12 protein-coding genes, 1 tRNA gene and 1 pseudogene are annotated in these 16553 nt (G+C 50.8%); 10 read left to right on the top strand and 4 right to left on the bottom strand.

Annotation, left to right across the window (positions count from 1 at the left end):
- Positions 1–56: 56 nt before the first annotated feature.
- Positions 57–719: an OmpA family lipoprotein gene (locus tag PYR66_00900; GenBank protein WEF28329.1), complete on the bottom strand. Its 663-nt coding sequence runs from the start codon at positions 717–719 to the stop codon at positions 57–59.
- Positions 720–887: 168 nt separating this feature from the next.
- Between PYR66_00900 and PYR66_00905 the strand changes: the two genes are divergently transcribed.
- A complete protein-coding gene (locus PYR66_00905) occupies positions 888–3218 on the top strand; it encodes a molybdopterin guanine dinucleotide-containing S/N-oxide reductase (GenBank protein WEF28330.1) in 2331 nt (776 codons plus the stop codon).
- Here PYR66_00905 and PYR66_00910 read toward each other — a convergent pair.
- Positions 3187–3627: an N-acetyltransferase gene (locus tag PYR66_00910; GenBank protein WEF28331.1), complete on the bottom strand. Its 441-nt coding sequence runs from the start codon at positions 3625–3627 to the stop codon at positions 3187–3189. The two genes, PYR66_00905 and PYR66_00910, sit on opposite strands and share 32 nt — an antisense overlap.
- Positions 3611–4187: pseudogene (gene tag, locus PYR66_00915) on the bottom strand (DNA-3-methyladenine glycosylase I). Before tag ends, PYR66_00910 begins: the two are co-directional and overlap by 17 nt.
- A 258-nt stretch (positions 4188–4445) precedes the next feature.
- On the opposite strand from tag, the gene PYR66_00920 reads away from it, so the two are divergent.
- From PYR66_00920 to PYR66_00935, 4 genes are all read left to right on the top strand, one after another.
- The gene (locus PYR66_00920; GenBank protein ID WEF30546.1) at positions 4446–5030 is read left to right on the top strand and encodes an autotransporter outer membrane beta-barrel domain-containing protein; all 585 of its coding nucleotides are present in this window, start codon (positions 4446–4448) and stop codon (positions 5028–5030) included.
- Between the two features lie 240 nt (positions 5031–5270).
- Positions 5271–6476 (top strand): MFS transporter, encoded by a 1206-nt coding sequence (locus tag PYR66_00925; protein WEF28332.1) that lies wholly within the window; start codon positions 5271–5273, stop codon positions 6474–6476.
- Positions 6477–6698: 222 nt separating this feature from the next.
- A complete protein-coding gene (eptB, locus tag PYR66_00930; protein WEF28333.1) occupies positions 6699–8390 on the top strand; it encodes a kdo(2)-lipid A phosphoethanolamine 7''-transferase in 1692 nt (563 codons plus the stop codon).
- A 91-nt stretch (positions 8391–8481) separates the two neighbouring features.
- Positions 8482–8558 (top strand) — tRNA-Pro (locus tag PYR66_00935).
- A gap of 86 nt (positions 8559–8644) precedes the next feature.
- Here PYR66_00935 and PYR66_00940 read toward each other — a convergent pair.
- A complete protein-coding gene (locus tag PYR66_00940) occupies positions 8645–9277 on the bottom strand; it encodes a helix-turn-helix transcriptional regulator (protein WEF28334.1) in 633 nt (210 codons plus the stop codon).
- Between the two features lie 672 nt (positions 9278–9949).
- On the opposite strand from PYR66_00940, the gene PYR66_00945 reads away from it, so the two are divergent.
- From PYR66_00945 to PYR66_00965, 5 genes are all read left to right on the top strand, one after another.
- Complete coding sequence (locus PYR66_00945; GenBank protein WEF30547.1) at positions 9950–10486, top strand: fimbrial protein; 537 nt, start codon at positions 9950–9952, stop codon at positions 10484–10486.
- A gap of 109 nt (positions 10487–10595) precedes the next feature.
- Positions 10596–11267, top strand: a complete 672-nt coding sequence (locus PYR66_00950; GenBank protein ID WEF28335.1) for a molecular chaperone — start codon at positions 10596–10598, stop codon at positions 11265–11267.
- A gap of 36 nt (positions 11268–11303) precedes the next feature.
- Positions 11304–13814, top strand: coding sequence for a fimbrial biogenesis outer membrane usher protein (locus PYR66_00955; GenBank protein ID WEF28336.1), 2511 nt, complete (start codon positions 11304–11306; stop codon positions 13812–13814).
- Positions 13815–13841: 27 nt separating this feature from the next.
- Complete coding sequence (locus tag PYR66_00960; GenBank protein WEF28337.1) at positions 13842–15176, top strand: fimbrial protein; 1335 nt, start codon at positions 13842–13844, stop codon at positions 15174–15176.
- Entirely contained in the window at positions 15173–15901 is a 729-nt protein-coding gene (locus PYR66_00965; GenBank protein WEF28338.1) for a molecular chaperone, read from the top strand. The genes PYR66_00960 and PYR66_00965 overlap by 4 nt, the downstream gene beginning before the upstream one ends.
- The last annotated feature ends 652 nt before the right edge of the window (positions 15902–16553 follow it).

Genomic DNA, 16553 nt, shown 5'->3' on the forward strand with positions numbered 1-16553 from the left:
TAGCGATATCAAGCATTTTGCCCGGCAAAGAGATTACCGGGCTGGAAACGAAGAGATTACTGCAGCGGACTGAGGGTAATTTCTACGCGACGGTTCTGCGCTTTGCCTTCCGCCGTGCTGTTGCTAGCGATCGGATTCGCCGGGCCCATGCCGGTCGTACGGATGCGGTTTGCAGTGACGCCTTGGGTGATCAGGGCGCTGGCGACGCTGTCCGCGCGCTGCTGCGACAGGCGCATATTCAGGTCGTTGCTGCCGGTGCTGTCGGTGTAGCCGACGACGTTGACCGCGGTTTTCTCGTACTCTTTCAGGACCATCGCCACGCCGGTCAGAGTGTTGGCGCCTGCTGGTTTCAGGTTGGCGCTGCTGCTGTCAAAGGTGACGTTATTCGGCATGTTCAGCACGATGTTGTCGCCATTTCGCGTCACGCTCACTCCGGTTCCCTGCATTTTCTGCCGCAGTTTTGCTTCCTGCGCATCCATGTAGTAACCGATACCGCCGCCGAGCGCCGCGCCTGCCGCTGCGCCAATCAGCGCGCCTTTGCCGCGGTCATGTTTGGAAGAAGAGAGCACGCCGACGCCAGCGCCCACTAAAGAGCCGATACCTGCGCCGATGCCGGATTTCCCTGCTTCGCGTTCGCCGGTATAAGGGTTGGTAGTACAACCAGAAATAGCCAGTGTGCCGCTAACGATAGCAGCAATCATGAGTACGCGTTTTTTCATCTTATTTCCTTAATCCTTTTTATTCTTTGCCACCGCAAGCGTGACGGTTGATTATGACGTCTGAATACGGAGAAAATTCCCCGGAGAATCTCTCTTTTTGTAAATAACATTGAACGGTGGAATAACACACCGTCACAACACCTGCATTCGCTGACCCAGGAGCCTGCTTTGCCAACCTCATCTGCAACCAAAACCATCCTAACCGCAGCCCACTGGGGACCCATGCTGGTGGAGACGGATGGTGAAAACGTCATTTCGTCCCGCGGAGCGCTGGAAACCTCGTTCGTCAACTCGCTGCAAACGGCGGTACGCGACCAGGTACACAGTAAAACCCGCGTCCGTTATCCGATGGTGCGTAAAGGCTTTCTCGCCTCGCCGGAATGCCCTCGGGGCGTGCGCGGGCAGGATGAGTTTGTGCGGGTAAGCTGGGAGCAGGCGTTGGAATTGATTGATGCTCAGCATCGGCGGATCCGCGAAAGCTACGGTCCGTCATCTATTTTCGCCGGTTCTTACGGCTGGCGTTCAAACGGTGTGCTGCATAAGGCGGCGACTCTGCTGCAGCGTTATATGAGCCTGGCGGGTGGCTATACCGGCCATCTTGGCGATTATTCCACCGGCGCGGCGCAGGCGATCATGCCGTATGTCGTTGGCGGTAATGAGGTTTATCAGCAGCAAACCAGCTGGCCGATGGTGCTGGAGCACAGCGACGTGGTGGTGCTGTGGAGTGCCAACCCGCTGAATACGCTGAAAATTGCCTGGAATGCCTCTGACGAACAGGGGATCCCATGGTTCGACCGGTTACGCCAGAGCGGTAAACGCCTGATCTGTATCGATCCCATGCGATCGGAAACCGTGGATTTCTTTGGCGAGTCGATGGAGTGGATCGCACCGCACATGGGCACCGACGTTGCGTTAATGCTGGGGATCGCCCATACCCTGACGGAACAGGGTTGGCAGGATGATGAGTTCCTGAGCCGCTGCACCAGCGGCTACGAGGTCTTTGCCTGCTATCTGAGCGGCGAAAGCGACGGCGTTGCCAAAACCGCTGAGTGGGCGGCGGCGATCTGCGGCGTGGCGGCAGATAAAATCCGCGAACTGGCAAAACTTTTCCATGAAAATACCACGATGCTGATGTCCGGCTGGGGTATGCAGCGCCAGCAGTTTGGCGAGCAGAAACACTGGATGCTGGTCACCCTGGCCGCGATGCTGGGGCAGATTGGCACCCCCGGCGGTGGTTTCGGGCTTTCTTACCATTTCTCTAACGGCGGTAATCCGACGCGCCGCGCCGCTGTGCTGGCCTCAATGCAGGGGAGCGTGGCGGGCGGCATTGACGCGGTAGAAAAAATTCCGGTCGCGCGCATCGTCGAGGCGCTGGAAAACCCGCGGGCAAGCTATCAGCACAACGGCATGGAGCGGCGTTTCCCTGACATCCGCTTTATCTGGTGGGCGGGCGGCGCCAACTTTACCCATCATCAGGATACCAATCGCCTGATTCAGGCCTGGCGGAAACCGGAGCTGATTGTGATTTCCGAGTGCTTCTGGACCGCCGCCGCGCGCCATGCCGATATCGTTTTACCGGCTACCACCTCGTTTGAACGTAACGATATGACCATGACCGGCGATTACAGCAATCAGCATCTGGTGCCGATGAAGCAGGTGGTCGCGCCGCGTGATGAAGCGCGCGATGATTTCGAGATCTTCGCCGATCTGAGCGAACGCTGGGAAACGGGCGGGCGTGAGCGCTTTACTGAAGGCAAAAGCGATCTGCAATGGCTGGAGACCTTCTATCAGATTGCTGCCCAGCGCGGGGCGCAGCAGCAGGTAACCCTGCCGCCGTTTGCCGAATTCTGGCAGGCTAATCAACTGATTGAAATGCCGGAAAATCCGCAGAATGCGCGTTTTGCCCGTTTTGCGGCGTTTCGTGACGATCCGCAGGCCAATCCCCTTAAAACCGCAAGTGGGAAAATTGAAATTCACTCGCCGACCATTGCCGGCTTTGGCTATGCTGATTGCCCGCCGCACCCGATGTGGCTGGAGCCTGATGAGTGGCATGGCAACGCCGAGGCGGGACAGTTGCAGGTGCTGTCTGCGCATCCGGCGCATCGCCTGCATAGCCAGCTGAATCACACTTCGCTGCGCGAACAGTATGCCGTCGCCGGTCGCGAGCCGCTGACCATTCATCCGCTGGATGCGAAGGCGCGCAATATCGCCGACGGCGATTTGGTGCGCGTGTGGAACTCACGCGGTCAGGTGCTGGCTGGCGCTGTCGTTACGGAAGGTATTCGTCCGGGGGTGATTTGCCTGCATGAAGGCGCCTGGCCCGATATCGATCCTGAAGCCGGAATTTGCAAAAACGGCGCGGTGAACCTGCTGACGAAAGATATTCCGACCTCGCGTCTGGGCAACGGCTGCGCCGGGAATACGGCGCTGGCATGGCTGGAAAAATACGACGGGCCAGCGTTGGCGCTTAGCGCATTTGATCCGCCGGCCAACGCATAATCCAGGTTGGATGTTGGGTATCGTCCTGCCACGCGCAGTCTTCTATGCGGAAGCCCTGCGCGTGGTAGAAATTCACCGCCCGCACGTTTTTCTGATACACCTCCAGACTGAGCCAGTCGTAGTGCTGCTTGACCTCATCAAGCAGCGCGCGACCGATACCGCGGCGGATAGCTTCCGGGGCGACGAAAAGTGCCCCAACGAAGCGAGAATCCATCACGCTGACAAACCCTTTCAGGGCGTCATGTTCCTGCCACACCCAGGTGGCGGCGGCGGGAAGATAGACATCGCGCACCACTTCCAGGCTTTCGTGCCAGTAGCTTTCCGCGATGAACGGATGCGCGTAAATCGTACTTTCCAACCACAGGTCGAGCAGCGGGCCGGTCCTGTTGGCATCCCATTGGCGGATCATGCTGTCCTCCCGGGATGGCAGCAGCAGCCGATCACGTGATCGTTCACTAATCCGCAGGCCTGCATAAATGAATAACAGATAGTGGAACCGACAAATTTAAAACCACGTTTTTTCAGTGCCTTAGAGAGTGCGTCTGAGGCTGGCGTGGTGGTTGGGATTTCAGCGAGCGTTGTGGCATGGGTGATTTGCGGCTGGTTGTCGACGAATGACCAGACGAAGTCGCTGAACGCTTCGCCGCTGGCTTCCATGGCGAGAAACGCCCGCGCATTGCCGATGATGGCCTGAATTTTTCCCCGATGGCGGATAATGCCGGCATCCTGCATCAGGCGTTCGACATCCGCTTCATCCATGGCCGCGACGCGAACCGGGTCGAATTGGTGAAATGCCTGACGATAGTTTTCACGTTTTTTCAGCACGGTGATCCACGACAGCCCCGCCTGCTGACCTTCAAGGCAGATCATTTCAAACAGCTTTTGCGGCGTTCTTTCGGCAACGCCCCATTCACTGTCGTGATACTGGATATAAAGAGGATCCTGGCTTACCCATCCGCAACGCTGCATGTTTCTCTCCCTTTCGTCAGAAAACTTTTTCATCCGCCTTGACGGCTGAAAGATAAAGATAATAGTTAATACAGGGATATCACTCCCCATCAACTCCTCATACTTCAAGTTGCCTTTGTGTGGTCGGCAGCTCAAATGATGTTGAGTATAAAAACACAGCAACATTGCCGATTCGGCTCTCCTGGAGTCGCATTAATGATAATAAAGAAATGCAATGGCCTCCGGGGTCTGTTTGTCCCGGCGTGCGTTACCATCTGGGTGTCGTGTGTTTCAGGCGCCAATGCCTGGCAACAGGAATATATCGCTAACGATACAAAAAGTAATACGTCAGAACGCTATACATGGGATAGCGATCACCAACCGCGTTATGAAGATATTCTCGCCGAGCGCATGAAATCGTCAGAGAACCCTGGCGGCCTGGTGTTGAATCAGGCGCTGGCGCCGCCGGATTTAAGCCACGGTATGAGCGTTGGGTGGAACTATACGCTGGCCAGCGGCGTGACGTCCGGGCCGGTTGCCAGCCTGCGCAGCGATCTGACGGCACCATCAACTGCCCGCAGTGTGGGGGAGTCAGGCTACGTCAATACGCTCGGCTGGCGTATGGATTACCAGGAGCTGTGGGGCGTGCATCCGTGGGCGCAGGTGAGTTACAACCAGGCGCTCTCGGGCGATAGCTATTCTCCGGTTAATCGGACGAAAGATGGCAGTTGGGGCGATGTGACGTTGGGTGCCGATATGCCGCTGGGATCGCACCTGGCGGCGTGGGCCACGCTTTCACAGGCCGACAACGTGCCCTCGGGTGAAAATACGTTGTATTTGATGGGCGTCAGCGCCAACTTCTAATCTATTTTGTTACGTATTTGAAACGACGTCGTTACTGTTAGACCTCAGTAATGACGCGTTTTTGTGAGGTAGCGCACACTAACTAATTAGTGAAAATTTCAGGTACGCATGTTTTGCAATGTCATTCATTCCGCCATTCAGGCATTTCATTCCTCGCTACTGGCAGTTCATGCCTTTTTCCCCCATCGGAACCGGGGTCTTAGTTATTGTGGCGGCAGTTAATCCTTCAGGACATCTGCTATGAACGCTGCAAACAATCAATATACCCGTTGGCTCACGCTGATTGGCACGATCATTACGCAATTCGCGCTGGGATCGGTTTATACATGGAGTTTGTTTAATAGTTCTCTGGCCAGCAAACTGGATGAGCCGGTGAGCCAGGTGGCCTTTTCCTTCGGCCTGTTAAGCCTTGGCCTGGCATTATCTTCTTCCGTTGCAGGTAAATTGCAGGAACGTTTTGGCGTGAAACGCGTCACTATGGCATCCGGCGTGTTGCTGGGCGTCGGCTTTTTCCTTACTGCCCATGCCAACAGCCTGATGATGCTGTGGCTGAGCGCTGGCCTGCTGGTTGGCCTGGCGGACGGCGCGGGCTACCTGCTGACGCTGTCGAACTGCGTGAAGTGGTTCCCGGAGCGCAAAGGTCTGATCTCCGCCTTCTCAATTGGCTCTTATGGTCTTGGCAGCCTCGGTTTCAAATTTATCGATAGCCACCTGCTGGCGACGGTCGGCCTGGAGAAAACCTTCGTGATTTGGGGCGCTATCGTGCTGGTGATGATCGTCTTCGGCGCTACCCTGATGAAAGATGCGCCGAATCACACCGCTGCGGCCACCGCGAATGGCATCATCGAAAATGATTTCACCCTCGCGGAATCCATGCGTAAACCGCAGTACTGGATGCTGGCGGTCATGTTCCTCACCGCCTGTATGAGTGGTCTGTATGTGATTGGCGTAGCGAAAGATATCGCCCAGGGCATGGTCCATCTCGACGTCGTGACGGCGGCAAATGCGGTCACCGTGATTTCCATCGCTAACCTGAGCGGCCGCCTGGTGCTTGGCATCCTGTCCGACAAAATCTCCCGTATCCGCGTGATTACTATCGGCCAGGTGGTGTCGCTGGTCGGTATGGCGGCCCTGTTGTTCGCTCCACTGAATGCGACCACCTTCTTTGCCGCGATTGCCTGCGTTGCCTTTAACTTCGGCGGCACCATTACCGTGTTCCCGTCACTGGTCAGCGAGTTCTTTGGTCTTAATAATCTGGCGAAAAACTACGGCGTGATTTACCTCGGCTTCGGTATCGGCAGCATCTGCGGGTCACTGATTGCGTCTGTGTTTGGCGGCTTCTACGTGACCTTCTGCGTTATCTTCGCTCTCCTGATTTTGTCTCTGGCGCTCTCCACCACTATTCGCCAACCGAAAAGCGAAATCTATCACGAAGCGCACGCTTGATAACGGCCCCCTTCCTAAGCTAATAGTGCCTAACCAGCCATATATTTTGTAAATATATGGCTGAATCACACTCCCTCCGGATACTTTTCCCATTTGCTGTGGTCTACTTAGCGCGCTTTGTAGAGGTTTCCGATAACCAACCCAGACGCACTTTATTAATCTTCCTGTTTATATCGTTTTAATCAGGGCGGTTTTATCTCTTCGTTTCCCAGGTTTGCTTGCATGAAATACATTAAAACGATGTCGCAGCAGAAGCTGAGTATTTGGCTTGCGCTGTACATCGGCTGGTTTATGAACGCCGCGGTGTTTTTCCGCCGCTTCGATAGCTACGCTCAAGAGTTTACGGTCTGGAAAGGGTTGTCCGGGGCGGTGGAATTGGTGGCGACAGCACTGGTTACCTTCTTCCTTCTACGCCTGCTTTCGTTATTTGGCCGTCGGGTCTGGCGCATATTAGCAACGCTCGTGGTGCTGTTTTCTGCTGCGGCAAGCTATTACATGACTTTCCTTAACGTGGTCATTGGCTACGGCATTATCGCGTCGGTGATGACCACCGATATTGACCTGTCGAAAGAGGTTATCGGCTGGCATCTGATTCTGTGGCTGGTGGTGGTCAGCGCGTTGCCGTTGCTGCTTATCTGGAGCAACCGCTGCCGTAACACATTGCTACAGCAGGTAAAAACGCCAGGGCAGCGGGTGAAAAATATCCTGATCGTGGCGCTTGCCGGGCTGATGGTCTGGGGGCCGATTCGCCTGCTTGAGCTACGCCAGCATGATATCGAGCGTCATTCAGAAATCGATATGCCGAGCTACGGCGGCGTGATTGCCAACTCCTACCTGCCCTCTAACTGGTTGTCGGCGCTGGGGCTGTACGCCTGGGCGCAGGCGGACGAATCGTCAGATAATCAATCGCTGATTAATCCAGCGAAGAAGTTTACCTACGTGGCGCCGCAGGGGCTCGACGATACCTATGTGGTGTTTATTATCGGTGAGACCACCCGCTGGGATCATATGGGCATTCTCGGTTATAGCCGCAATACCACGCCGAAGCTGGCGCAGGAAAAGAACCTTGTGGCTTTCCACGGTACCTCTTGCGATACCGCGACTAAGCTGTCGCTGCGTTGCATGTTCGTGCGCGAGGGTGGGGCGGATGATAATCCGCAGCGGACGCTGAAAGAGCAAAATGTGTTTGCTGTACTGCACCAGTTGGGCTTTGCCGGCGACTTGTACGCGATGCAGAGCGAAATGTGGTTCTACAGCAACACGATGGCCAACAATATCGCCTATCGCGAACAGATCGGCGCCGAGCCTCGTAACCGCGGTAAAAACGTCGATGACATGCTGTTGGTGGATGAAATGCAGCGCGGGATGGCGCAGAATCCTAACGGTAAGCGTCTGATTATTCTCCATACCAAGGGCTCGCACTTTAACTATACCCAGCGTTACCCGCGCAGCTTTGCGCAGTGGAAACCGGAGTGCGTCGGCGTGGACAGCAAATGTTCGAAGGCGGAGCTGATTAACTCGTACGATAATAGCGTCACCTATGTAGACCACTTTATCGTCAGCGTACTGGACCAATTGCGGGATAAAAAGGCGATTGTGTTCTATGCCGCCGACCATGGCGAATCCATTAACGAGCATGAACATCTGCACGGTACGCCGCGCATGATGGCGCCGCCGGAGCAGTTCCGCGTGCCGATGATGGTCTGGATGTCGGATAAATATCTGGAGAACCCGGACCATGCCGCGTCCTTTGCGCGTCTTAAGCAGCAGGCGGCGATGAAGGTTCCGCATCGTCATGTTGAGCTGTATGACACTATTATGGGGTGTCTGGGTTATACCTCGCCAGATGGCGGGATTAATGAGAATAATAACTGGTGTCGTGTGCCTGCCGCTGCGAAAACGGCGAAGGAATAACAGGAATGGCGAGTTTCTCGCCGCTTGATTGATTTTTTGCTAATAAGGCATTGACGGGGGTGCATCCCAGCAGTAAGATGCGCCCCGCATTCGGTGATTGGCGCAGCCTGGTAGCGCACTTCGTTCGGGACGAAGGGGTCGGAGGTTCGAATCCTCTATCACCGACCAAATTTAAAAAGCCTGCTCAACGAGCAGGCTTTTTTGCATCTGGCGTTTGAGAGGATGAGAACCTCCGGGGGCGTCGGCGGCATTCCTTATATAAAAAGGCTATTCAGCCGTACTCCCATCTTGGATTCGACCCTGAGTTTGGTGACATAAACTGACTTTACGTTGGCGCCGATTTTTGTCGCGATTTTTTTAGGGGTTTCGCCATGATAAAGATGGGATAGCAGAGCGTACTCTTTCTCGGTCAGTCTTTTTATTCCTTGATCTGGCCTGAGCACTCTTCCCATCAATGTTGCTTTTGACTTATTTGAAACGACCTGACGGTCATCGCGATAAAAGATAATCGTACTAATAACAGTATCGGCGCAGTCATGATAAAACCAGTAATGTGCAACTGGTTCCATAATCTTATCCGTCAACAGGACTAACCGTGCCCCCTTGAATGCGTCAAGCCAGTGATTATTTAAAAAAGCGCCTAAATTATGATAATTGAAGTCAATAAAAACAACAGGTTGTTTTATTAGCCTTTCATTGCTGTCTATTAGAATCTCTTGTATACCCTCAACCAGAAATCGGTTTTCTTCCGGCCAAATATAATACTCGACTCCGGAACATTCATCTATGCGCTGGGTATTGAACACACATGATTTTTTACAACCAAGACACTTAGCATTAAGGATGCTTTCACAAGAAATGCGCTCGTACGATTTATCTTTACACATACCCACCCCAGACACTTAGATATTCACAAACATAACATATTTATGGGTTTTATTTACACGGATGATTTAACAACTGCATAAGATTTTGCTACTTGATGTGGGCTTCTATGAGCGGGGGCGTGCGCTAAATGTAGTTCTATGCATATATTCATTTGTTTGACAGGGTGGCTGTATATCTCTTTCTGATTATTTTAAAAATAAATTTATAACTTCTCCTGGAATGCTATCTAAGAATATGTTTTTACTTCTTGATTATAGATGCTTTATTTTATTATCAATTATAAATCAACGTGATGGGATCTGATTGTGGATTTCATTTGTTTGGTGAATATAATATCAAAGTCATCCTTTTTAATGACTTCTAGTCTGTTTTATTTCTTTACGTTAAAATCATCTGTCAGCTTTTGTTTTTTCATAAGGCTGCTAAAAAAAGAAGATAAAAAACATTTTTCTTATTATGTTGTGGATTTTTCTTAGGGGTGTGTTCCGCATTCTGCGTTGTCAGGTATTTTATTCGGTGATAGATTTTTTACAGAGGTGATTTATTTTGTAACCGTTTGTTAGTTACCAATGATAACGGTGGTGGATAATTCACTTCAATATCAAGAACCGTGCTTTTTTATTCAATCTTGACTCAATAAGGATTCCATGATGACTAGCTCAATTAGAAATATGTGTCTTTTCATCGCTGCAGGAGTTGTCTCCTCTTCTGCTTTTGCTGCTCCTACCGTCACTTTTCAGGGAGAAGTGACTGATCAAACTTGTTCTGTGAGTATCAACGGGCAAACGAATTCTATTGTGATGTTACCGACTGTCGCAATGAAAGATTTCGGCACCACATTAGCTAATGGGCAAACCGCGGGATTAACCCCGTTTACTGTTTCTCTTACTGGCTGTACAGCTGGTGGTTCTGACCAGAATATTAATACAGAATTCCTGGGCTACAACGTAGATGCTACCTCCGGTGTAATGGGTAATCGGGCGACAACAAACGCAGCAAGCGGGTTTGGTATTCAGCTAACTGATAGCGGCACAGGTGGTACTGCAGTCATGCTCAATGGTCCAACAAGTGTTGCCGGGCTTGTATTGCCAGCGGGGCAGGATTCCACTAGCTATGATTTCGGCGCTCAATATTATGTCCTTGATTCAACAGTAGCGGCCCCGGGCGCTGTAACTGCTGTTGCTGAATATACCGTGAGCTATTTCTAATGCTTGTGACTAAGGCTGTATAACCTACAGCCTTTTCTCCGCCAATCCTGGAATATAAGAGAGGACGTAAATGCGTGTTTTTCCTCTGGCTTTGTTCATCGTGTCATTCATGATTGGCAATATTGCAGATGCTAGCGTGGTGATGACCGGAACCCGTATAATATTTCCTGAGAGTGCTAAAGAAAAAACTATCCAGCTAAAGAATATGGATAGTACGCCCTATATTGTACAAATTCAGCTTGAGAAAAGCGATGCTGCAATTAATGCTCTATCACAATTTTTGATTACGCCGCAAATTTTTAGAGTGGAGCCTAATTCTGGTCAATCAATACGTATGATCAACACCGGTGGCGGTCAGCTTCCTAACGACCGTGAATCAATTTTCTATCTTAGTTTTACCCAGTTGCCGGCAATAAATAAAAATGATGTGAATACAAACAAGCTCGTTATTGCTATTACCAATAAGGTGAAGGTTTTTTATCGGCCAAAATCCATCTCGGGAAGCATGGATGCAGAAGCTGTTGCTAATGCGTTAAAATTTCAATTGATTAGTACAGGGCTTCAGATTAGTAATCCAGATTCCCACTACTTACCTGTACGTCATGCCACCCTGGTTTTTAATAATAAAACGGTGGCTCTTGCAACAAATTCTATGTTGGCTCCCAGAACGACAACAATCTGGTCATCGTCAACACCCATTAGCAATATAAAAGGCGCAAGTCTACGTTTGGTGTTGGTTAATGATTATGGTGTCGATGTAACTGTTGAACGTAAATTATAAAAATAAACTTAAGTTGTCCCTTAAGGAAATAAAATTATGAATAATAAAAAGATTATTTTATTTTCTTTTGCTGTAATAAGCACGCCATCTTTGCCTGCTGTTGCTGTCGAAACTGACAGGCAGCAGGCCCTTTCATCGGATGCTTATGTTTTCGATCCTGCACTATTCCGCGGCGGGCGTTTTAGCCAGGCGACGCTATCCAGGCTTGCTCAGGCAGACGCTATTGCGCCCGGGAAGTACAAAGTTGATATATATATTAATGGTAAATTTGTTACCAGTGACTATGTCGATTTTGTTACGAGTGCTGAAAATTCAGTACAGCCATGCCTGACTCCGGAATTATTAAATAAATCTGGTATTAGTACATCAAAGTCGGAACAAGCTGCTAACTGTACTCTGTTGAGTCAGTCGCTGAAAGGCGCCAGCAGTCATTTTGATATGTCACAGCTGCGTTTGAATATCAGCGTACCACAAAACCTGATGCAGAACTTGCCGCGTGGATATGTCCCAATAGATGCGCTAGACGTTGGTGATTCACTTGGATTTATTAACTATATCAGCAACATATATCATGTTTCTTATTCAGGAAACAATAATAACCAGGACTCTGCATGGCTCTCTCTGAATGGGGGGATTAACTTTGGTGCCTGGCAGTACCGGGAACTTTCAACGCTCAACTGGTCGCATGATACCGGGAGTCATTGGAATAATATCCGTAGCTATCTCCAGCGACCGTTACCATCAATACAAAGTCAAATGGCTATGGGGCAGCTGATTACCACCGGGCGATTTTTTTCCGGGCTAAATTACAACGGGATCGCGCTTTCCACCGATGACCGTATGCTGCCTGATTCTATGCGTGGTTATGCGCCGATTATTCGTGGGCTGGCGACCAGTAACTCTATCGTCTCAATCTCCCAGAACGGAAATGAAATTTACCAAACGACAGTTGCGCCTGGATCCTTTGAAATCAAAGATTTATATCCAACCAGCTACAGCGGTGATTTACAGGTGAAGGTAACGGGAGCGGATGGCACCGTTACTACTTTTAGCGTACCTTTCTCGGCGGTTCCAGATTCTATCAGACCTGGTCTGTCCCGTTATCAGATCGCTATCGGCCGGACGCGTGATAGTGGTGATAACTCATTGTTTGGCGATATGACATTCCAGCGTGGCCTGACAAACAGCATTACCGCCAATAGCGGAGCGCGTATGGCGGATGGTTACCAGGCGTTAATGTTTGGCGGTGTGTTTGGAAGCTATTTTGGAGCGTTAGGGCTGGATCTCACCTGGTCCCACGCAAAAATGCCTGAAGGGCAGGATACTAGCGGCTGGATGGCCCATGTCTCATATAGCAAAACGTTTCAACCCACTAATACTACGGTATCGCTCGCCAACTACCGCTATTCTGCCAGCGGATACCGGGATCTGAGTGATGTTCTTGGTGTACGGAAGGCCGCACATAGCGGCGAACGTTGGCAGTCCAGCACCTGGCAGCAGCGTTCCCGTTTTGATTTGTCGTTGAACCAGAGTATGCAGGCGCTCGGTAATTTATTTATAACCGGTTCGTTACAGAGCTATCGTAATAATCGTGGTAATGACACCCAGCTGCAATTTGGTTACAGCAATAGCTTCCGCAGCGGTATTAGTTTCAACTTAACCGTCGCCAGGCAGCGTACTGCTGGAGAGTATGGTTCTGAGGGGGCAAAAGAAACGGTCACTTCTGCCTCTATCTCTATCCCATTGGGTAGTGGAACGAATCATGCCGCTACGCTCAGCAACTCATGGACTCACACTTCCTCCGGAGACCAATATCAGGCAACCGCCTCAGGTGTTGCGGATGAGGCGCAAACGCTGAGCTACAACCTGAGTGCGTTACGAGATCAGAGCTTCCAGCAGAATATTTTTAGCGCGGGCGTGCAAAAACGTTTACCGGATGTGAACCTGGGGTTCAACGCTTCCAGCGGCAATGGCTACTGGCAGGCATCCGGGAACGCGCAGGGCGCACTGGCGCTTCACTCAGGCGGTGTGACTTTCGGACCATATCTGGGGGAAACGTTCGCTTTGGTGGAAGCCAAAGGCGCCGAAGGGGCCAAAGTCTACAACTCTCAGCAAACCAGTATTGATAGCCGAGGCTTTGCCTTGATCCCGGCGATCACCCCATATCGTTTTAACCGAATCATCCTTGACCCACAGGGAATGGATGAAGGTACTGAATTGATTAATAGTGAAAAAGAGATTGCCCCTATTGCAGGCGCAGGCGTCAAGGTGGTCTTTACCACCCGTAGCGGCGTGCCGTTGCTTATTACCGCGCGACTGTCGGACCACAGTGAAATCCCGCTTGGCGCTGAGGTTCTGGATGAAAATGGTGCGGTCATTGGTATGGCAGGGCAAGGCGGACAAATCTATGTTCGTGCAGAGAAGGAGAAAGGGATATTGACCGTACGCTGGGGCGATGGCGCGGATGAACACTGCGGCATTCATTACAATGTCGGTAACAAGGATAAAAATCAACCGCTTATCAGGTTGGTGTCCGAGTGTCGATAGAATTTCCTGAATGAATACGAGGTTGCGATGAAAAAGTACTTTCTCTTCGTCAGGGGATTTATTCTGTGGGCGGCGGTGTTGCTTATCCCAGTATATTCCCAGGCACGTTGCTCACTTTCCGGAGTTACCAACGCGAGTGATGGTAACTCCGCACTGATTCCATTCGGCAAAATCAACTTGACCGATACATATTTACAACCTGTAGGGACATTACTGGCGAGCGTCGTGGTGCCTCCAACCAACTACACAACCAATAGCGCGACGGCTTCATCAGTTCTTTGGACCTGCGATGCCTCTGATTTGTCGGATATCTATTTTCTGGTGGCCACGAACGGCGACGATCGAGTTGGAGGTTACTACGATTTAGGCACTACTGATGGCATTTCAGGGGCGTATGCGACCTGGTTTGGCTATACCGGGCTGAAGTTGACGATGTCCGGTACGACCCTCACCCGCTATTGGCAAAAAATTCCTGTCACGACATATGCGACAGCAGGAACACAAATCCAGATCCGCTTGCAGGATATTCCACCGTTAGTGGCGGAGCTTTATCGTGTTAGTACGCTACCTGGGACGTCAGCTGGCTCGTCTTATTGCGGCAATAACAATACGGATGGCGGTGGGATTGGGCTTGCCAGTTCGACAGGGCGAAATTATACCTGTACCCAACCCAATGCCTACATCCAGTTATCCGGTAGCAGTAGCGCGGTTCCATTTGGCCATGATGCAATCGGCAGTGACTCTAATTCGTCATACAATTTTTGGGGAGCTAACAACGGTTTTGGCTATGGTATGCGAACGGCGAATACCTTCTATCAAACTGCTACCTGTGTAGCCAGAAATGCAACGCCACTGGTTGTGTTTCCTCCTGTCTCTGCTGTTCAACTGATGTCCGGGGGCAGTGTTAATGCCAATTTTTCCGTGCAGGTCGAGTGCAGCAATACGGCTGTTTCAGGTACGGCTGCAAATCAGACGGCAATCGGTTTTCAGGTATCCAGCGGAGCATTCTCCGCTGCGCAAACATTAGGTTTAGTGAATTCCAGCGGAGGGGTTACGGCGCTGGTTTCTGATAATTATGGTGCGGCAAATATGGCAAATGGAGTCGGTATTTCGCTACAAAACAGTTTGGGGACTCCGATGATTTTCGTAGGTCAGCCCGGGACTGTCGCTCTCGCGACGGCTGGTGGGAGCGCCGCAGGATGGTATCCGGTTCTGGATGGCGCTTCCGCGACTGGCAGTATGACCTCAGGGTATACGCAATATCAGCAGGTATATACTGCAACACTGAAGCAGATTAGCGGACAAACCGTCACGGCAGGAAATGTATATGCAACTGCATATGTGTTGGTGAAAATGCAATGAAAATAAGATTTCTGCTGGCCCTGACGTTAGCTTTTCTTTGCCATTCCACTTGGGCGGGGTTACTGGCATCAGGTACTCGGGTGATTTATCAGGAAGGCGCGTCTGGTCAAACCTTGATGCTGGCTAATACCAATCCCTGGCCGGTAATTGTGCAGAGCTGGGTTGATAACGGCGAAGGCGACCCGCAAAATTCTACTGCGCCATTTGTGATATTGCCGGCCGTTTTACGCCTGGATGCCAGTGCCCGACAAGGCATTCGAATTATCTACAACCACGCGCCTCTACCGAAAGATCGGGAATCCGTATTCTGGCTTAATTTATATGAAATCCCGCCGCAAACCAGTGGCGCCGCATCCTCATCACGTATGATGTTGACCATGAATACGCAGATGAAACTCTTTTATCGTCCAGTGGCCTTGACGACTTCCCCTGAAGAGTCCTTACCTAAACTAAGATTTCGCCTCGTGAATGATGATCATCAGTGGTTTGTTGAATGTAATAATCCGACCCCATTTCATGTTTCATTTTCCTCCCTTGCTCTGCATCGGGATAGTCGCATCCGGGAGGCCGAATCTGGGATGGGGATGATGGTTTCTCCTTATGCGGCAATCCGACTACCACTACGTGGCTCAGGTGTGCCGGATGCGTTGAGCACTATTCATTACAGATATATTAATGACAAGGGGGCGATTATCGATCGCGATGCCCGGCTAGAGGGCGAATAAAAACGTGCATATTTTAGTAGCAAATATATTGAAAAGTATCAGTAATGATCGTCGGTCGCAGATAAAAAACGAGATCACTCAAGCCATTTGTGGAATTTAATATGGCGGCGAGTACTGGTTGCCATTTCATGCAGGGTTATTTATGGCCGGAAAACATGTTGAGCATTCCTTATTCTTCGAGGTGAGTAACCGTAATGATTCTTAACGGCACCTTCTCCCATCAGGCCTGCCATATCCATCCGACAGGGTAATTGTCTGCGGCCGGGAGCAAAAATCCCACCAGAATCACAAAAATCGTATCTACCCGTGCTTCCTGCCAGCTGTTCGCCATTTTGTGACATCTTCCATTGCATTTTTTTATCGATGAACAGATCTTTTTTCGCGAAGCTTATGACAAAGTGCAGCATTTTCCGCTGTGCGTTTTAACGTTCGCGCTATTAATCGCTCACATATTGGTCACATGGGAAGAAATTTTCGCCATTTTCAAGAATTGTTTATCACTGCATGTTGCAAAATATTAAGGGCTTTATTCTGGTTCTCTGGCGGTAGCATAAATTTCTCTGCTGAAAATAGCGCCATGAAGTTTTTTTAATCTTTGCCCACCGATTCTCACCCCTGAAGCAAAACCCGGTTAGCTGTATTGACGTTTATC

The sequence above is a fragment of the Klebsiella aerogenes genome, assembly GCA_029027985.1.
Classification (GTDB): domain Bacteria; phylum Pseudomonadota; class Gammaproteobacteria; order Enterobacterales; family Enterobacteriaceae; genus Klebsiella; species Klebsiella aerogenes_A.